The sequence below is a fragment of the Streptomyces sp. NBC_01006 genome (assembly GCF_045162725.1).
Taxonomy (GTDB): Bacteria; Actinomycetota; Actinomycetes; order Streptomycetales; family Streptomycetaceae; genus Streptomyces.
Map to the genome: position 1 here is coordinate 2,069,885 of NZ_CP108700.1, position 17,847 is coordinate 2,087,731.

Consider the following 17,847-nt stretch of genomic DNA (forward strand, 5'->3'; position numbering starts at 1 on the left):
GACAGTTGGCGCGTTTCGACTCGTTCGCGGCCGCGGCGGGGGCGAAGACCTCGACGACGGGGTGGCCGGCCGGGTACGAGGTCGCGTGCGACCCGCTGCCGGTGGTGGGCGAGCGCCACGCGCCTGTGGCCGAATGGCGCGCTGCGGAACGCTTCCGGGATCGTCGAGCGCCTTCCGTAGCCGTCGCCGGGCACCCCCTGGCCGACCGCCGGCCCACCGCTAGCCCACCACTAGCCCACCGCCTCGGACGCGGCGCGACCGGCCGCGCGGCCCGAGAAGATGCAGCCGCCGAGGAAGGTGCCCTCCAGGGCTCGGTATCCGTGGACCCCGCCGCCGCCGAAGCCGGCCGCCTCGCCCGCCGCGTACAGGCCGGGCAGCGGCTCGCCGGACCCGGTGAGGACCCGGGAGGACAGGTCGGTCTCCAGGCCGCCCAGGGACTTGCGGGTCAGGACGGAGAGCCGTACGGCGATCAGCGGGCCCGCCTTCGGGTCGAGGATCCGGTGCGGGGCGGCGGTGCGGATCAGCTTGTCGCCGAGGTACTTGCGGGCACCGTGGATGGCCGTCACCTGGAGGTCCTTGGTGAACGGGTTGGCGATCTCCCGGTCCCGGGCCACGACCTCCCGGCGGACGGTCTCCTCGTCCAGCAGGTCCTCCTTGGTGACCGCGTTCATGCCGCGCACCAGGGAGGCGAGGTCGCGTTCGACGACGAAGTCCGCTCCGTTGTCCATGAAGGCCTTCACCGGCCCCGGCACGGCCTGCCGCGCCCGGTCGATGACGTCGCGGACCGACTTGCCGGTCAGGTCCGGGTTCTGCTCGGAGCCCGAGAGGCCGAACTCCTTGCCGATGATGCGCTGGTTGAGGACGAACCAGGTGTGGTCGTGGCCGGTCTTCATGATGTGGTCGAGGGTGCCGAGGGTGTCGAACCCGGGGAAGAGCGGTACGGGCAGCCGCTTGCCGGTGGCGTCCAGCCAGAGCGAGGAGGGGCCGGGCAGGATGCGGATGCCGTGCCTGGCCCAGATCGGGTTCCAGTTCTCGATGCCCTCGGTGTAGTGCCACATCCGGTCCTTGTTGATGTGGCTGGCCCCGGCCTCCTCCGCGATGCCGAGCATCAGGCCGTCCACGTGCGCCGGGACCCCGGAGAGCATCCGCTGCGGCGGGGTGCCGAGCCGATCCGGCCACTGCTTGCGTACGAGGTCGTGGTTGCCGCCGATGCCGCCGCTGGTCACGATCACCGCCTGGGCCCGGAGGGAGAAGGCCCCGGTGCTCCCGCGGCCGCTCGCGGTGCCCCGTACGGCGTCGGAGGGCTCCAGGACCTCGCCCGTCACGGTGTCCAGGGCGCCGGCCGTCCGGGCGAGCCCGGTGACCCGGTGGCGGAAGCGGAGCTGGACCAGGCCGCGGGCCACCCCGGCGCGGACCCGCCGCTCGAAGGGGGCGACGAGGCCCGGCCCGGTGCCCCAGGTGATGTGGAAGCGGGGGACGGAGTTGCCGTGGCCGTTGGCGTCGTAGCCGCCGCGTTCGGCCCAGCCGACCACCGGGAAGAAGCGGACGCCCTGGGCGTGCAGCCAGGGCCGCTTCTCGCCGGCCGCGAAGTCGACGTACGCCTCGGCCCAACGGCGCGGCCAGGCGTCCTCCTCGCGGTCGAAACCGGCGGTGCCGCTCCAGTCCTGGAGGGCGAGCTCTCGGCTGTCCTTGATCCGCATCCGCCGCTGTTCGGGCGAGCCGACGAAGAACAGCCCGCCGAAGGACCAGTGCGCCTGGCCACCGATCGACTGCTCGGGCTCCTGGTCGAGCAGGATGACCTTGCGGCCCGCGTCGACGAGCTCGGCGGTGGCCACGAGGCCGGCGAGCCCCGCCCCGATCACGATCACGTCTGCGTCGTACGTCATGGCGAACCCGTCCTCCGGTCGGTGGTGGGGCAGATCCTTGGCTACGGAGCGGTAACCAGTCAACAGCGGTGGTTGGATGAGCCTCGTGAGTGCTGCTGATGAAGTGCTGGACGTGGTGGACCGGGACGACCGGGTGACCGGGCGGGCGCCGCGGGGCGAGGTGTACGCGGACGGGCTGCTGCACCGGTGCGTGTTCGTACAGGCCAGGGACGCGCTGGGGCGGATCTTCGTGCACCGGCGGACGGCATCGAAGCTGGTCTTCCCGTCCGCCTACGACATGTTCGTGGGCGGGGTGGTGGGCGCCGGCGAGAGCTACGCCGAGGCCGCGCTGCGCGAGGCCGAGGAGGAGCTGGGCGTGGCGGGGCTGGCGCAGCCGGTGCCGCTGTTCAAGTTCCTGTACGAGGGGCCGGGCGGGGCCTGGTGGTCGTACGTGCACGAGGTGCGCTGCGAGCTGCCGGTGCGGCCGCAGGAGTCGGAGGTGGCCTGGCACGCATGGCTCTCCGAGGAGGAACTGGCGGGGCGGGTCACGGACGGGGAGTGGGAGTGGGTGCCGGACGGGCTGGAGGCGTACCGGCGGCTGCGCGCGCACCGGGAGTCCCGCCAGTAGATTGGCCCGGTGATCGACTTCGTCAAGGACGTGCGCCTCTGGTTCGCGCCGCAGCGGGTGAGGGACGACGGCGAGACCCCCGACTACCGGTTCTCGCTGGCCAACGAGCGGACCTTCCTGGCCTGGATCCGGACCGCCCTCGCCCTGGTGGGCGGCGGGTTCGCGGTGGACCAGTTCCTGCCGGACCTGCGCTGGGGCGTGCGGATCGGGATGTCCCTCGCGCTGCTCGCGGTGGGCGCCGCCTGTGCGCTGCGGGCGGTGAACCACTGGGTGCAGTGCGAGCGCGCGATGCGGCGGGGCGAGGACCTGCCGGTCTCCCGGTTCCCGGTGGTGCTGAGCCTGGGGGTGGGGCTGGTCGCGGTGTCGATGATGCTGGTGGTGCTGATGGGCTGGACGAGCGGGCGGTGACGGCCTCCGGGAGGGCGGGGCACGACGCGGGACTGCAGCCCGAGCGGACCCGGCTCGCGTGGCGGCGTACGACGCTGGCGTGCTCGGTGACGGCGGTGCTGGCGCTGCGGACGGCGTTGCGCGGGTCCGGCTCGCCGGTGGAAGTGATCGGGGCGGCGGTGATCGCGCTGATCTGGCTGGCGTTCCTGGGGGTCGCGCACCGGCGGGTGCGGCAGCTGGCGGCGGCCCGGCCGCCGGGGCTCTCTCCGCGGTCCGCGCTGGCGGCGGTGGCGTGCACGGTGGCGCTGTCGGTGGTCGCGGTGGCGGTCATCTTCTGAGCTGTCGATCGGATGATCCGGCTTATGCGCGCCGCCCGGTATATAACAGGCGATAAGGGATGTTCCGCACTAGCCTCGGCGCCATGACGACCATGCACCAGGAACACCCCACGCACGCGCACACCCACGGCCCCGACTGCGGCCACACCGAGGTGTCCCACGGGGACCACGTCGACTACGCGCACGACGGCCATCTGCACCGCGAGCACGCGGGGCACTGGGACGAGTGCGAGCCCGCGGGGCACGCCGCCCACGAGGAGCACGACCACGCCCACGGGCCGGCCTGCGGGCACGAGGCCGTGCAGCACGGCGACCACGTGGACTACGTGCACGACGGGCACCGGCACGCCGAGCACGACGGCCACTACGACGACCACTGACCGCCGCCGGAGGTACCACCGGCCGGCCGAACGGCTGACCGACCCGGCCGACCCACCGGCCGGCCGCCCCCCGCCCTCCCCCGGCGCCGCCGCGACTGGCAGGATGCTGACCGCTTGTCAGAGCGACCCGGGGAGAGCATTCATGACCGCCGAAGAGCCGTACCTCGTCCAGCCCGCGACCGGGGTGTACGCCTACGTCCAGCCGGACGGCGGCTGGTGCCTGAACAACGCCGGCTTCGTGAGCGACGGCGGCCGGACCCTGCTCATCGACACCGCGGCCACCGAGCGGCGGGCCCTGGCCCTGCGCGAGGCGGTCGTGGCGGCCGGGGTGCCGCTGCCGCGCACGGTGGTCAACACCCACCACCACGGCGACCACACGTACGGCAACGCCGTCTTCGCCCCCGAGGCGCTGATCCTCGGGCACGACAACGCGCGCACCGAGCAGATCGCGGCCGGGCACCAGCTGGAGCTGATCTGGCCCACCACCGACTTCGGCTCGGTCGAGATCACCGCGCCGGACCTCACGTACAACGACCGGACGACCCTCCACCTCGGCGACACGGAGGTCCGGATCATCCACCCGGGCGTCGCGCACACCACCGGGGACTCGATCGTGTTCCTGCCGCGGCAGCGGATCGTCTTCACCGGCGACCTGGTCTTCGCCGAGGGCACGCCGTTCCTGGCGATGGGCTCGCTCGCCGGTTCGCTGCGGGCGCTGGAGCTGCTGCGCTCGCTGGGCGCGGAGACCGTCGTACCGGGCCACGGGCCGCTGACGGACCCGTCCGCGTACGAGGCCACCGAGCGCTATCTGCGGTACGTGGCCGAACTGGCCCGGGAGGGCAGGGCCAAGGGGCTGACCCCGCTGGAGGCGGCGCGGGAGGCCGATCTCGGCGAGTTCGCGGCCTGGCGGGAGAGCGAGCGGCTGGTGGCGAACCTGCACCGGGCGTACGCGGAGCTGGCCGGGGAACCGGAGGGGGCGCCGCTGAACATACTGGCGGTGCTCCAGGACATGACCGTGATGAACGGCGGGACGCCGATCCTCTGTCACGCGTGAGCCGATGGTGCGGGCCGGGGGGATCTCCTTCCGGCCCGCACCCGTCGTTGGTTCCTGTTCGTTCGGCCTGCACACTGGACGACATACCGACTGGTCGGCATGATGGCACTCGTCCGTTCCGTCTCGTCCACTCCGTACGGAGGTGCGCACCATGACCTCAGCGTCAGAGTCCGCTTCGGCCGGCCCCCGGGGCCTCGACCTGGAGCGGCTGCGCGGTCATCTCGGCCGGGCGCGGCCCGGGCTCGTGGCCGGGGCGCTGCGCGGCCGGCTGATCGAAGGGGGCCGGTCGAACCTCACGTACGAGATCACCGACGGGACCGGCCGCTGGGTGGTGCGCCGTCCGCCGCTCGGCCATGTCCTGGCCACGGCGCACGACATGAAGCGCGAGCACCGGGTCATCCGGGCGCTGCACGGCACGGCCGTGCCGGTGCCCGAGCCGGTGCTCCTGTGCGAGGACGAGTCGGTCCTCGGGGCGCCGTTCTACGTGATGGAGTACGTGGAGGGGGTCCCGTACCGGACGGCCGACCAGCTCGCGGAGCTCGGCCCCGAGCGCACCCGGCGGGCGGTGCTGGGCCTGGTGGACACCCTGGTCGACCTGCACGCGGTGGATCCGCAGGCGGTGGGCCTGGCCGACTTCGGCCGGCCCGAGGGCTTCCTCGACCGCCAGTTGCGGCGCTGGGGCAAGCAGCTCGACGCCTCCCGGGGGCGCGAGCTCGCGGGCATCGACGAGCTGCACGCCGCGCTCGGCCGCTCCCTGCCCGACTCCCCCGCCCCGACCGTGGTGCACGGGGACTTCCGGCTGGACAACGTGCTGATCGGCGGTCCGGACGACACGATCCGGGCGGTACTGGACTGGGAGATGTCCACGCTCGGCGATCCGCTGACCGACCTCGGGCTGCTGGTGATGTACAGCTCGGACCTGGGGCTGACGGATTCCCCGGTCAGCACGACGAGCGGCGCGCCCGGCCACCCGGCGCCGGCCGAGCTGATCGAGCGGTACGCCGCCCGCTCCGGCCGGGACACCGGCGCGATCGCCTGGTACACCGCCTTCGCCTGGTTCAAGCTCGCGGTGATCCTCGAAGGCATCCACTACCGCTACACGCTCGGGCAGACGGTGGGCGCGGGTTTCGACCGGATCGGGGATCTGGTCCCGGCCTTCATCGAGCACGGCCTGACCACCCTCCGGGCCCCCCGTACGTTCCAGAACGGCCAGGAAGGCTGAGACACACCCATGGACTTCGCATTCGACGCACGGACCGAGGAACTCCGCGAGCGGCTCCTCGCGTTCATGGAGGAGTACGTGTACCCGGCGGAACCCGTCGCCGCCGAGCAGCGCGCGCGGCTGGCCTCGCCCTGGGACACCCCGGCCGTCTTCGGTGAACTGAAGGCCGAGGCGCGCCGTCAGGGCCTGTGGAACCTCTTCTTCGTAGACCAGCACAGCTTGCCGGATGCCGAGCACGGCGCCGGGCTGACCAACCTCCAGTACGCCCCGCTCGCCGAGATCACCGGCCGCAGCCCGCACCTGGCGCCGATGGCGACCAACTGCGCGGCCCCGGACACCGGGAACATGGAGGTGCTCGCGCAGTTCGGCAGCGAGGAGCAGAAGAAGCAGTGGCTGGAGCCACTGCTGGCCGGCGAGATCCGGTCCGCCTTCGCGATGACCGAGCCGGAGGTGGCCTCCTCGGACGCGACGAACATCGAGACCCGGATCGAGCGTTCGGCGGACGGGTCCGAGTACGTGGTCACCGGCCGCAAGTGGTTCATCTCCGGGGCCATGAACCCGGACTGCAAGATCTTCATCGTCATGGGCAAGACCGACCCGGAAGGCGCCGATCCGCGCCGCCAGCAGTCGATGATCCTGGTCCCCCGCGACGCCCCGGGTGTCGAGGTGCGCCGGGCGATGACGGTCTACGGGTACGAGGACCACGACCACGGCGGCCACGCCGAGGTGGTCTTCGACGGGGCCCGGGTGCCGGCCGCGAACCTGATCGGCGAGGAGGGCAGCGGCTTCGCGATCGCCCAGGCCCGGCTCGGCCCGGGCCGGATCCACCACTGCATGCGGCTGATCGGCATGGCGGAGCGGGCCATCGAGCTGATGTGCCGGCGTGCGGTGGGCCGTACGGCCTTCGGCAAGGAGCTGGCCGCGCAGGGAGTCGTACAGAACTGGATCGCGGACGCCCGGGTCACGGTGGAGCAGCTGCGCCTGCTGGTGCTGAAGACGGCCTGGCTGATGGACACGGTCGGCAACCGGGGTGCGCACACCGAGATCCAGGCCATCAAGATCGCGACCCCGCGGGCGGTGGTGCGGATCCTGGACGACGCGGTGCAGCTGCACGGCGCGGGCGGGGTGAGCCAGGACTTTCCACTGGCCGAACTGTGGGCGGCGGCGCGGACGCTGCGGCTCGCGGACGGGCCGGACGAGGTGCACCAGCGCTCGCTGGCGCACCGGGAGCTGAAGAAGTACTCGGGCCGCTCGTGAACGTGTAGGAATCGTGCAGGAGTTCATGCGAACTCATGTACGACGTGAAGGCGGTGCGGGGGGCCTTTTAAGAAACCTTGTTGAACAACCCCGAACCGCCGGTACGTTCTTGATTTGCGCCTGTCAATCGGAACAGGGTTCTCCAGAAGGTTTGACGCCCCACACGTCAGCAAGAGGAGAACTCTCCAGATGGCAACTCACAAGCGCTCGCGCACTTTCCGGTACGCGGCGGTCGGCACGGGAGCCGCTGCCACGGCGGCCGTTGCCCTGATCGCCAGCCCCTTAGCGGGGGCTGCGACACCGGCCGAGGGCACGGTGTACGGACTGGGCGCACCCGGTGCGATCAGCGGTAGCTACGTCGTCATCCTCGACGCATCCGCGAACAAGGAACAGCTGGCCAAGAAGTACGGCGGCGAGCTGCAGCGCACGTACAGCTCCGGGGTCAACGGCTTCTCGGCCTCGGGCATGAGCGAGACCGAGGCCAAGCGGCTCGCGGCGGACCCGGCCGTCGGCAAGGTCGTGCAGAACAAGAAGTTCACGATCAAGGCCACCCAGGACAACCCGCCTTCATGGGGTCTGGACCGGATCGACCAGACGGCCAAGACGGGCGACAAGAAGTACAACTACCCCGACAGCGCCGGCGAGGGCGTGACGGCGTACGTCATCGACACCGGGATACGCACGACCCACAAGGACTTCGGCGGCCGCGCGACGTCCGGCTTCGACGCGGTGGACAACGACGACAAGGCCGACGACGGCAACGGCCACGGCACGCACGTCGCGGGCACCATAGCCGGGACCGCGCACGGCGTCGCCAAGAAGGCGAAGCTGGTCGCGGTGCGGGTGCTGGACGACAACGGCTCCGGCACGACCGAGCAGGTGGTCGCCGGGATCGACTGGGTCACCCAGCACCACTCGGGGCCCTCGGTGGCCAACATGAGCCTGGGCGGCGGCGCGGACGAGGCCCTCGACGAGGCGGTGCGCCGGGCGATCGCCTCGGGTGTCACCTTCGCGGTGGCGGCGGGCAACGAGTCGGCGGACGCCGGACAGGGCTCCCCCTCGCGGGTTCCTGAGGCGATCACCGTGGCGTCGAGCACCATCGACGACGAGCAGTCCTCGTTCTCGAACTTCGGCTCCGTGGTGGACCTGTACGCGCCGGGTTCGGACATCACGTCCGACTGGAACGACAGTGACACCGGTACGAAGACCATCTCGGGCACCTCCATGGCCACCCCGCACGTGGTGGGGGCCGCGGCGGTCTACCTGGCCGGGCACCCGTCCGCGACCCCGGCGCAGACGGCCGCGGCACTGACGGCCGCGGCCACGAGCGGCGCGGTGACCAACCCCTCGGCGGGCACGGCGAACAAGCTGCTGAAGGTGGCCCCGTAGCGGGTCCCGCTACGGACGCAGGGCGCGCAGCAGCAGGTCGGCGAGGTGATCGGCGACCTGCTGCGGCGTGAGCGGACCGTCCGCCCGGTACCAGGTGGACAGGTGGTGGACGGACCCGAAGTGGTAGTCCACCACCAGGTCCGCGGGGGTGGCGGTGGAGAACACCCCGGTGCGCTGGCCCTCCTCGACCAGCGCCCGGAACCGCTCGTGGTAGCGCCGGCGCTCCGCCCGTACCTGCTTGAACTTCTCCGGACTGAGCTGGTGCATCGACCGGAAGAAGATCGCCGCGTCGTCGAGGTTCTCGATGGTGGTGACCACCACGTCGGCGGCCGCGGCGCGCAGCCGCTCCTCGACCGGGGCGCCGGAATCGGCCACCGCGTCGAGACGCTGCTGCTGGCGGCGCAGCATCCGCGCGTACACCTCGTGCAGCAGGTCGTCCTTGGACCCGAAGTAGTGGTAGAGCGCGCCCTTGGTGACCCCGGCGGCCTCGACGATCTCCTGGACGGAGGTGCGGTCGTAGCCGCGCTCGGCGAAGAGCCGGGTGGCGACGGCCAGCAGCCGCTGCGGCACCGGGGTCTCGTGCGTGCCTTCGGGCTCCGTGGTCCTGGCGGCCATGGCGCTGACCTTCCCTTCCCTGTTCCTGGTCCGTACGACCAGCTGTGCGAGCGGCGACTGTACGACCGTACGGCTGTTTTCAGCCTCGGTCGCGCAGTTCCCGTCGCAGGATCTTGCCACTCGTCGTCTTCGGCAGGACAGGCAGGATCTCCACTTGGCGCGGGTACTTGTACGCGGCGATGCGCGCGGCGCAGTACGCGGACAGCTCCTCCGGCTGCACCGACGCGCCGGGGCGCAGGCTCACGTACGCCTTCACGCTCTCGCCGCGGTACGGGTCCGGGACGCCGACCACGGCCGCCTCCCGCACGGCGGGGTGGGTGTAGAGCACGTCCTCGACCTCGCGCGGCCAGACCTTGAACCCGGAGGCGTTGATCATGTCCTTCTTGCGGTCGACGACGTAGAGCCAGCCGTCCGCGTCCATGAACCCGACGTCGCCGGTGCGCAGTTCGCCGTCCGGGAAGGCCTTGGCCGTGTCCGCCGGCAGCCCCCAGTAGCCAGGGACGACCTGGGGTCCGCGGACGGCGATCTCGCCGCTCTCGCCGAAGGGCACCTCGGCGCCGTGCTCGTCCAGGATCCGTACGAGGGTGTCGGCGCCGGGCAGGCCCACGGAGAGGGTGCCGGAGGCGGGGTCGACCGGGGCTTCGAGGTGTACGGGCACGGAGGCGCAGGGGGCGGTGCACTCGGTGAGGCCGTAGCCGTTGCGCAGGTAGAAGCCGAAGGCGGCGCGGAGGCGTTCGACGAGGGCGGGCGGGAGCGGGGCGCCTCCGGAGGAGAGAACCTGGAACGAGGCGAAGTGGTCGGCGGTGGCCTCGGGGTGGGCGGCGAGGGCCATGAAGGCGGTGGCCGGGCCGACGGTGTAGGCGGGGCGGTGCGCCAGGAAGGCATCGAGGACGACACCGGCGTCGAAGCGGTGGGCGAGGACGAGGGTCCCGGCGTTGGCGAAGCAGGCGCCGAGCTCGCAGACCATGCCGGTGATGTGGAAGAGGGGCGCGAGGGCGAAGTAGGTGGCGCCCTCGGGGAGCGGGTGTCCGGTGACCTGCCGGACGGCGTTGTGGGTGAGCGCGCCGTGCGGGTTCATGGCGCCCTTGGGGGTGCCGCTGGTGCCGGAGGTGTAGCTGATGAGCGCGGTGTCGGCGGCGGTGAGGCCGGGATCCGGCGGGGCGGGGTGGCCGCGGCGGGCCACGGCGGTGAGGTCGGCCGGGGCCACGGGGGCGGTGGCCGGCTCGGCGGGGGCCGGCTCGGAGGGAGCCGGGTCGGCGGCGTCCGGTTCTCCGGCGGCGAAGACGCGCGGGTCGTTGCGGGTCTGGAAGTCCCGGTCCGAGGCGGTCAGGGCGACCCGTACGCCCGTGCCCGAGGCCGCCCCGGCCACGTACGCCGTCCACGCGCGGCCGTCACAGACCAGCGCGGCAGCCCCGGAGTCGCGCAGGATGTGCCCGATCTCGCCAGATTTGTACATGGGGTTGAGCGGCACGACCACCGCCCCGGCCTTCCACGCGGCCAGGACGGCGAGCACGAAGTGCGGGGTGTTCTGGAGCATGACGGCGACCCGGTCCCCGCGGCCGATGCCGTGCGCGGCGAGGTGGCCGGCGACGGAGTCGGAGAGCGCGTCGGTCTCCGCGTAGCCGATGCGGCCGTCGAAGTAGGCCAGCGCGGTGCGCTCGGGGGCCCGGGCGACGGCGTCGCGGAAGGCGTGCAGCAGGCTCGGCGGCGGGGAGACGGGGGCGCGCTGGGCCGGGCCGAGCAGTCCCAGCCACGGCTTGGCGGCGTAGCGGGAGGACGGGTCCGGCCGCGTCACCTGGTCTCCCACTTCTGCTGGATGTGGTTCATGCCGGTGAGCCAGCGGTCCGGTTCGGTGGCGCGGGCGGCGTAGTAGTCCGCGACCTCGGGGTGCGGGAGGATCAAGAACCGGCCCTTCTCCATGCCGTCGAACAGTGCGTCCGCAACCGCTTCCGGCTCGATCGCGGTCGGCGCGAGGACGAGTTCGCCCGCCGAGCCCGCGGCCGTCAGCATGTCGGTGCGGACCCCCTGCGGGCAGATGGCGTGGACCTGCACGCCGCGGTGGCGGTAGGTCAGCGAGAGCCACTCCGCGAAGGCGAGCGCACCGTGCTTGGTGACACTGTACGGCGCCGCCCCGATCATGGTCAGCAGTCCTGCGGCCGAGACGGTGGACACGAAGCGCCCGCTCCCGCGCTCCAGCCAGTCCGGCAGCAGCAGCCGGGCCGCGCGGACGTGCGCCATGACGTTGGTGTCCCAGGCCGCCTCCCACACGGCTTCGTCGGCGAACGCGTCGCCGCCCGAGCCGAGTCCGGCGTTCGCGCAGTAGACGTCCACCCCGCCGCCGAGGGCCTCGCGGGCCTCGGCCACGACGGTCGAGGCGTCGCCCGGGACCGCGATCGCCTTCGCCCCGATCTCGCCCGCCACGGCGGCGGCCTTCGCGGCGTCGAGGTCGTTGACCACGACCGTGGCCCCCTCCTCGGCGAAGCGGCGGGCGAGGGCGGCGCCGATGCCGCCGCCCGCTCCGGTGACGACGACTCGCTGGTCCTGGTACGCGCTCACGGGATCACCTTTCATGGCGTTCACGGCCGGATGCCGGGCAGACTAACCGGTCGGTATGTCGGGGTGGAAGAGGGGCGACGCCTAGCTTGGCCGGATGACGCTGTCGCGACGGGGGCTGCTGGGACTGGCGGGGAGTACGGGAGCCTTGGGGACCCTGGGGGCGGTGGGCGCGGCGCCGCCCGGGCCGGTGGCGGGCGCGGCTGCGGATCCGGCGGTGGCCACGGCAGACCGGGTGCGCACCGGCTTCGAACAGCTCGCCGCGGACGGATACGAGGTGCTCGCCGGCCGGCGGGTGGGGGTCGTCACGAACCCCACCGGGATCACCGCCGACGCCCGCCACCTGGTCGACGTACTGCACGAGGACGCCCGGGTGGACCTGGTGGCGGTGTTCGGGCCGGAGCACGGGTTCCGCGGCACCGCGCAGGCGGGCGACTCCGAGGCGGCCGGGCGCGATCCGGCGACGGGGCTGCCGGTGTACGACACGTACGGCAAGAGCGGGCAGAAGCTCGCCGACGTGTTCACGGCGGCCGGGATCGACACGGTCGTCTTCGACATCCAGGACGTCGGGGCGCGCTTCTACACCTACATCTGGACCCTGTACGACTGCATGCGCGCGGCCGCGCTGGCCGGCAAGACGGTGGTGGTACTGGACCGGCCGAACCCGGTGGGCGGCCGGCGGGCCGCCGGGCCCGTACTGGAGCGCGCGTACGCCAGCGGTGTGGGCCGGGAGCCGATCGCGCTCGCGCACGGGATGACGGCGGCCGAGCTGGCCCTGCTGTTCAACGCGGAGTTCCTGGCGGCGAAACCGGTCGCACTGCACACCGTACGCATGACCGGATGGCGGCGGGACTCCTTCTTCGGCGCGACCGGACTGCCCTGGGTGCCGCCGAGCCCGAACGTGCCGACGCCGGACACGGCCCTCGCGTACGCCGGCACCTGCCTGTTCGAGGGCACCAACCTGTCCGAGGGGCGCGGGACGACCACGCCGTTCGAGGTGGTCGGCGCGGAGGGGGTGGACCGGCGGTGGGCGGAGGCGGCGCAGGCGCTGGGACTGCCCGGGGTGTGGTTCCGGGAGGCCTGGTTCACCCCGACCTTCTCCAAGTTCACCGGGAAGGTGTGCGGCGGGGTCCGGCTGATCGTGCACGACCGGGCGGCCTTCGACCCGGTGCGGGCCGGGATCGGGCTGCTGGTGACCGCGAAGCGGACGTGGAGCGGCTTCGCGTGGCGCACGGACCACTGGATCGACCAGCTGACCGGCTCGGACCGGGTCCGGAAGATGGTGGACGCCGGGGCGGGGGTCGAGGAGATCGCGGGCGACTGGGCGGCGGGGCTGGAGCGGTTCGCGGAGGTGCGGGGGCGGTACCTGCTCTATCCGTGAATCCTCGGGGATCCGTGTGCATCTGCGTGCATCCGTGCGAGTCCTCGTGAATCCGTGTGAATCCGTGGGCGACAGGGGTCTGGCCGGGTAGGGGCGGCAGCAGGATGCTGGACGGCACCGGAGAGACGGCGCGGAGGGGGACCTCATGTCGGATGCAATGGCGTCGAGCGGTGGGATCGGGGTCGGTCCGTACGCGGAGCTGACCTTCGACGCGGACGGTGACGTGGACCAGGGCGCCCAGGATGCGGTGGCCGCCCTGGAGGCCACCGACCTGCTGGTCTTCGCGCACGGCTGGAACAGCGACCGGTCGACCTCGACCCGGCTCTTCGACCGCTTCTACGCGCCGTTCCCGGGGCTGGTGGGGCCGGGGGTGCGGCTGGGGTACGTGGGCGTCGTCTGGCCCTCGATCCGGTTCTCGGACGAGCCGATACCGGACTTCGACCCCCACGGCGCGCTCGCCGAGCCGGGCCACGGGACGGCCCTGGACCCCGCCACGCTGCGGGCGCTCGGGGAGTTCTGGCCGGGGCGGGTGGCGGAGCTGGACCGGGTCGCCGAACTGCTGGAGGACCGGCCGGAGTCGGCGGCGGCGTTCACCGAGTTCGGGGCGCTGGTACGGGAGCTGGCGGGCGTGGACGTGGTGGATGCGGGGGAGGCGGGAGATCCCGTCGATCCGGCGGACGCAGCCGTCGCCGCTGCCGTCACCGGGCCGGTCGTACGGGACGTGCCCGCCATCTTCACGCTGGACGTGCTGGAGGTGTGCCGTGCCCTCACCGCGGGGCTGGCCGAGGCGGGCGCGCCGGACGGAGGCGCCGCCGCCGAGCCCGGCTTCGCCCTCGGCGGCGGCCTGCGCACGCTGTGGAACGGGGCCAAGGAGCTGCTGCGGCAGGCCACGTACTACCAGATGAAGAGGCGGGCCGGAGTCGTCGGCGAGCGCGGCCTCGGCCCGGTGCTGGCCGAACTCGCGGGCCGCCGCCCGGCCCTGCGGATCCATCTGATCGGCCACAGCTTCGGGGCCCGGGTGGTGTCCTTCTCGCTGCGCGCGGTGCCGGACGGCGCCCGGTACGTGAAGTCCGCGACGCTGCTCCAGGGGGCCTTCTCCCACTACGCCTTCGCCGACCGGCTCCCCCACGACAAGGGCAGCGGCGGCGCCCTGCACGGGATGCAGCGCAGGGTCGACGGCCCGGTGCTCGCCTGCCACTCCCCGTACGACTCGGCCCTCAAGGTCTTCTATCCGCTGGCCTCCCGGATGGCAGGGGATTCGGCCGGTCTCCTCGGCTTCGACGAGCGGTGGGGCGCGATCGGTCATGACGGGGTGCAGGCGGTGCCCGGCGCGCCGCGGCTCACCCTGGACGCGGCCCTGCGCGCGGGGGTGCCGGAGGCCGGTTGCGTCAGTGTGGACACCGGGTCCGTGGTGCGCCGCGGCGGTCCCCCGTCGGGGGCGCACAGTGACATCTGCCACGAGGAGCTGGCCCGGCTCGTGGTTGCTGCGGGGCGCATGGGGCGCTGACTTCCGGCCATGTGCCACCCGTACGCCTCGACCGCCCCCGCATGCGCCCGCACCTGGCCGGGCATGTTGGGCACATCTCACGGTGCGTCGTCGTTCGACGTAGTACGACGCCCCCCGGTGCGGGCGTGGGCGCGACGGAGGTGAAGGTGTGATGGCGGGATTCCGGAGTCTGGCGTACCAGGTGCGGGACGCGCGCAATGACCGTGCCCTGCGGCGCCATTCGCTGCGCCGCTGCCTGGAGCGGTTCGCTCCGTACGGGCACCGGGCGACGTGGTGGCATCTGTGCGATCGGCACGGGATCGCCCCCGAGGACCGGGCGGCCGATCCGCAGCGGCTGGTGGCGGCGTTGGAGGAGCTGGAGGACGCGCGGGCCGTCTGGCTGGAGTACGAGCGGCAGTTCGCGGAGCGGCGCCGGCGGGAGAAACACCACGGGCTGCGCCGGCCGGAGTGGGCGTGGGGCGGCAGCGGGGATGCGGTGGTGCGGTGCGCCGATCCGGGGGTGCGGCCGGACGGGACGCTGGGCGAGGTGCTGCGGCGGCTGGTCGCGGCGCTGGAGTCGGAGCCGGGGACGGGGTGCCCGGTCTGCGGGGAGCAGGAGCTGCGCTGGGCCGCGCACGGGCCGGGGCAGAGACGGGGGCCCCGCGCGGGGCATCGCACCTGGGAGGGTGCGTGGGCCTGGGACGGTCCGGTGTGTGCGGGCTGCGGGATCGTCGTGCCGAGGCCGGCGCTGGCGGACGCGGTTTCGCTGGCGGACCCGGCTTCGGCGGGGGCGGCATGAGCCGGCGGGGACTTGGGGCGACGGGGCCGGATCCGGTTTCGGTTGCGGTTGCGGTTGCGGTTGCGGTGTCGCTGAACGGGGCGCGCGGTGCCGTCGACGGCGGTGCCGTGCCCCTGTCCCCGCCGGACGTGGTGGAGTCGGCGCTGGCGGCGGTGGCCGCCGGGGCCGGGGAGGTACTGGTCCATCCGCGGACCCCGTGCGGCCGGGAGAGCCTGTCGCCCCGGGTCGTGGGGCCGCTGCTGGAGGCGATGCGGGGCACGGGGGTCTCCGTACCGCTTTCGGTGTCCGCGGGGATCGGGGCCGAGCCCGATCCGGCGGGGCGGCTGGAGCGGATCCGGTCGTGGACGGTGCTGCCGGACCGGGCGGTGGTGCATTTCGCGGAGCCGGGGGCCGAGGAGTTGGCGCAGGCCCTGCTGGCGCGGGGCGTGGCGGTGGACGCGGTGGTTCCGCTGGGCGGGAAGGCCGGGGCCGGTTGGGGGGTCGCGCCGGGGACCGGAACGGGGAGCGAGCCCGGGCCGTTGACCCGGTTCCTGGCCTGGCCCGTACGGGACCCGGCGCGGATCCGGCTCGTGGTGGAGCTGGCCGCGGCCGATCCGGCGCTGGTGGCGGGGCTGCGGTGGCTGCCGCCGGTGCCGCTGCTGCTGTTCGGGCGGGAGGCCGCCGCCTGGCCGGTGCTGCGGCTGGCCGTGCGGTGCGGTGCGGGAGCGCGGACCGGCGTGGGCGACGTACTGCACCTGCCGGACGGCCGGCCGGCTCGGTCGAACGCCGAGCTGGTGGCGGCGGCCCGCGAGATCGCGGGGAGCGCGACAGCCGTTACAACCGGGAGCCGGTGAGCTGCTCGCCGAAGACGTCGTCCGGGTTGGACAGGGCGCAGTTCTTCAGCGAGAGGCAGCCACAGCCGATGCAGTCGGACAGATGGTCGCGCAGGCGCGCCAGCTGGGTGATCCGCTGGTCGAGCTCGGCGCGCCAGGCCTCCGAAAGCCGGGCCCAGTCCTCGCGGTTGGGGGTGCGTCCCTCGGGGAGCTGGGCGAGTGCGTCGCGGATGGCGGCGAGCGGGATGCCGACGCGCTGGGCGGCGCGTACGAAGGCCACCCGGCGCAGTGCGTCGCGGCTGTAGCGGCGCTGGTTGCCGGTGGTGCGGCGGCTGCTGATCAGGCCCTTGGTCTCGTAGAAGTGCAGCGCGGAGACGGCCGCGCCGCTGCGGGCGGACAGCTGGCCGACGGTGAGCTCGTGGACTTTCTCGGGAATCTGCGGCACGAGGCCGAGGGTAGTCGGCCGGTCCGACATTCGTTGACAGACGTGTCGTTGACAGATACATGCGGCCGCACCATGCTGAGCAGCGCTGAGCAAGCGCTTATTTCGCCAGGGAGAGGGAGACGCATGGCCGAGCCGAGGATCTTCACGTCCGCCGAGGAACTGTGCGCGGGGATCGGGGAACCGCTCGGTCCGAGCGGTTGGCTGGAGGTGGACCAGAAGCGGATCGACCTGTTCGCCGATGCCACCGGCGACCACCAGTGGATCCATGTGGACCCGGAGCGGGCCGCGGGCGGACCCTTCGGCTCCACCATCGCCCACGGCTATCTGACGCTGTCGCTGCTGCCGAGCCTGGTCCCGCAGGTCATGCGGGTCGAGGGCATGAAGATGGGCATCAACTACGGCACCAACAAGGTGCGTTTCCCGGCGCCCGTCCCGGTCGGCTCCCGGCTGCGCGCCACCGCCGTGATCACGGAGGTCACGGAGGCGGGCGGCGGCGTCCAGGTCACGGCGACGGTCACGGTCGAGCGCGAGAACGGCGACAAGCCGGTGTGCGTCGCGGAGTCGGTGTCCCGCTACTACTTCTGAGCCGTACCGGGTCCGTCCGGGGCGGCTCCCACCATGCGCAGGACGAGGTCGGCGTAGAGCGCGCCGACCTCGTCGGGCGTGCGGCGGCCGGCCGCGTTGAACCAGCGGGCCACGTCGATGCACAGCGACAGGACGGCGAGGGTGGTGCCGGGGACGTCCGGAACGTCGAACTCCCCGGCCCCGACCCCGTCGGCGAGGATGCGGCGTACGGCGGCGTCGCTCTGCCGGCGCAGGGCCACGATCTCGGAGCGGTGCTCCGGAGCGAGGGCGTCCAGCTCGTACTGGACCACGCGCGCGGTGGTGTGGTGCGCGGCGTGCCACAGCACGAAGGAGCGTACGGCGGCGTCGAGCCGCTCGGCGGCCGAACCCGGGCCGGAAGCCGCGGTCTCCAGGATCTCCAGGGCCTTGTCGTGGCCGATCCGGCTGATCCGGTGGAGCAGCTCTTCCTTGGTCTTGTAGTGGATGTAGAGCGCGGCCGGACTCATGCCGGCCCGTCCTGCGATGTCACGCGTGGTGGTGGCGTGGTAGCCGCGCTCCGCGAACGCTTCGACGGCGGCGACGAGCAGCCGCCGCGCGGCGTCGGGGGTGACCTCCGACCACGGCCGGTAGCCGGCGGTCGTCTCCTCCGCGCTGTCCATCGCTCGCTCACCC

19 protein-coding genes are annotated in these 17,847 nt (G+C 73.0%); 13 read left to right on the plus strand and 6 right to left on the minus strand.

Annotated features, from left to right (window positions below; translation table 11 throughout):
• Nucleotides 1-230: 230 nt before the first annotated feature.
• Entirely contained in the window at nt 231-1,886 is a 1,656-nt protein-coding gene (locus tag OG509_RS09375) for an FAD-binding dehydrogenase (RefSeq protein WP_406181634.1), read from the minus strand.
• An 85-nt stretch (nt 1,887-1,971) separates the two neighbouring features.
• Between OG509_RS09375 and OG509_RS09380 the strand changes: the two genes are divergently transcribed.
• The 8 genes from OG509_RS09380 to OG509_RS09415 all read left to right on the plus strand — a co-directional run bounded on the left by OG509_RS09380 (nt 1,972) and on the right by OG509_RS09415 (nt 8,520).
• A complete protein-coding gene (locus OG509_RS09380) occupies nt 1,972-2,493 on the plus strand; it encodes an NUDIX domain-containing protein (RefSeq protein ID WP_406181636.1) in 522 nt (173 codons plus the stop codon).
• Between the two features lie 9 nt (nt 2,494-2,502).
• Nucleotides 2,503-2,901, plus strand: coding sequence for a YidH family protein (locus OG509_RS09385; protein ID WP_406181638.1), 399 nt, complete (start codon nt 2,503-2,505; stop codon nt 2,899-2,901).
• Complete coding sequence (locus OG509_RS09390; RefSeq protein WP_406181640.1) at nt 2,898-3,218, plus strand: DUF202 domain-containing protein; 321 nt, start codon at nt 2,898-2,900, stop codon at nt 3,216-3,218. The genes OG509_RS09385 and OG509_RS09390 overlap by 4 nt, the downstream gene beginning before the upstream one ends.
• A gap of 83 nt (nt 3,219-3,301) precedes the next feature.
• Nucleotides 3,302-3,598 carry a hypothetical protein gene (locus OG509_RS09395; protein WP_406181642.1) on the plus strand — a complete coding sequence of 99 codons (297 nt, stop codon included), beginning with the start codon at nt 3,302-3,304 and terminating at the stop codon, nt 3,596-3,598.
• Between the two features lie 142 nt (nt 3,599-3,740).
• Complete coding sequence (locus OG509_RS09400; RefSeq protein WP_406181644.1) at nt 3,741-4,652, plus strand: MBL fold metallo-hydrolase; 912 nt, start codon at nt 3,741-3,743, stop codon at nt 4,650-4,652.
• Nucleotides 4,653-4,803: 151 nt separating this feature from the next.
• Nucleotides 4,804-5,874: a phosphotransferase family protein gene (locus tag OG509_RS09405; RefSeq protein ID WP_406181645.1), complete on the plus strand. Its 1,071-nt coding sequence runs from the start codon at nt 4,804-4,806 to the stop codon at nt 5,872-5,874.
• Between the two features lie 9 nt (nt 5,875-5,883).
• Nucleotides 5,884-7,131, plus strand: a complete 1,248-nt coding sequence (locus OG509_RS09410; RefSeq protein ID WP_406181647.1) for an acyl-CoA dehydrogenase family protein — start codon at nt 5,884-5,886, stop codon at nt 7,129-7,131.
• A gap of 189 nt (nt 7,132-7,320) precedes the next feature.
• Nucleotides 7,321-8,520 carry a S8 family serine peptidase gene (locus tag OG509_RS09415; RefSeq protein WP_406181649.1) on the plus strand — a complete coding sequence of 400 codons (1,200 nt, stop codon included), beginning with the start codon at nt 7,321-7,323 and terminating at the stop codon, nt 8,518-8,520.
• A gap of 9 nt (nt 8,521-8,529) precedes the next feature.
• On the opposite strand, the gene OG509_RS09420 is transcribed toward OG509_RS09415, so the two are convergent.
• From OG509_RS09420 to OG509_RS09430, 3 genes are all read right to left on the minus strand, one after another.
• Nucleotides 8,530-9,135, minus strand: coding sequence for a TetR/AcrR family transcriptional regulator (locus OG509_RS09420; protein ID WP_030163051.1), 606 nt, complete (start codon nt 9,133-9,135; stop codon nt 8,530-8,532).
• A gap of 79 nt (nt 9,136-9,214) precedes the next feature.
• On the minus strand, nt 9,215-10,930 hold the full coding sequence (locus tag OG509_RS09425; protein WP_406181651.1) for an AMP-binding protein: 1,716 nt from the start codon (nt 10,928-10,930) through the stop codon (nt 9,215-9,217).
• Entirely contained in the window at nt 10,927-11,706 is a 780-nt protein-coding gene (locus tag OG509_RS09430; RefSeq protein WP_403737670.1) for an SDR family oxidoreductase, read from the minus strand. Before OG509_RS09430 ends, OG509_RS09425 begins: the two co-directional genes overlap by 4 nt.
• Nucleotides 11,707-11,785: 79 nt before the next feature.
• On the opposite strand from OG509_RS09430, the gene OG509_RS09435 reads away from it, so the two are divergent.
• The 4 genes from OG509_RS09435 (at nt 11,786) to OG509_RS09450 (ending at nt 16,187) form a co-directional block, all read left to right on the plus strand.
• Nucleotides 11,786-13,069: an exo-beta-N-acetylmuramidase NamZ domain-containing protein gene (locus tag OG509_RS09435; RefSeq protein ID WP_406181653.1), complete on the plus strand. Its 1,284-nt coding sequence runs from the start codon at nt 11,786-11,788 to the stop codon at nt 13,067-13,069.
• A gap of 145 nt (nt 13,070-13,214) precedes the next feature.
• Nucleotides 13,215-14,576: a serine-threonine protein kinase gene (locus OG509_RS09440; RefSeq protein ID WP_406181655.1), complete on the plus strand. Its 1,362-nt coding sequence runs from the start codon at nt 13,215-13,217 to the stop codon at nt 14,574-14,576.
• A 151-nt stretch (nt 14,577-14,727) separates the two neighbouring features.
• Nucleotides 14,728-15,354 carry a hypothetical protein gene (locus OG509_RS09445; protein WP_385589044.1) on the plus strand — a complete coding sequence of 209 codons (627 nt, stop codon included), beginning with the start codon at nt 14,728-14,730 and terminating at the stop codon, nt 15,352-15,354.
• Between the two features lie 65 nt (nt 15,355-15,419).
• The gene (locus OG509_RS09450) at nt 15,420-16,187 is read left to right on the plus strand and encodes a 3-keto-5-aminohexanoate cleavage protein (RefSeq protein ID WP_406181657.1); all 768 of its coding nucleotides are present in this window, start codon (nt 15,420-15,422) and stop codon (nt 16,185-16,187) included.
• On the opposite strand, the gene soxR is transcribed toward OG509_RS09450, so the two are convergent.
• Nucleotides 16,168-16,611 (minus strand): redox-sensitive transcriptional activator SoxR, encoded by a 444-nt coding sequence (gene soxR / locus OG509_RS09455; RefSeq protein WP_406181659.1) that lies wholly within the window; start codon nt 16,609-16,611, stop codon nt 16,168-16,170. The two genes, OG509_RS09450 and soxR, sit on opposite strands and share 20 nt — an antisense overlap.
• 123 nt (nt 16,612-16,734) lie before the next feature.
• Between soxR and OG509_RS09460 the strand changes: the two genes are divergently transcribed.
• A complete protein-coding gene (locus OG509_RS09460) occupies nt 16,735-17,196 on the plus strand; it encodes a MaoC family dehydratase (protein WP_406181661.1) in 462 nt (153 codons plus the stop codon).
• On the opposite strand, the gene OG509_RS09465 is transcribed toward OG509_RS09460, so the two are convergent.
• The gene (locus OG509_RS09465) at nt 17,187-17,834 is read right to left on the minus strand and encodes a TetR/AcrR family transcriptional regulator (protein WP_406181663.1); all 648 of its coding nucleotides are present in this window, start codon (nt 17,832-17,834) and stop codon (nt 17,187-17,189) included. The two genes, OG509_RS09460 and OG509_RS09465, sit on opposite strands and share 10 nt — an antisense overlap.
• Between the last annotated feature and the right edge of the window lie 13 nt (nt 17,835-17,847).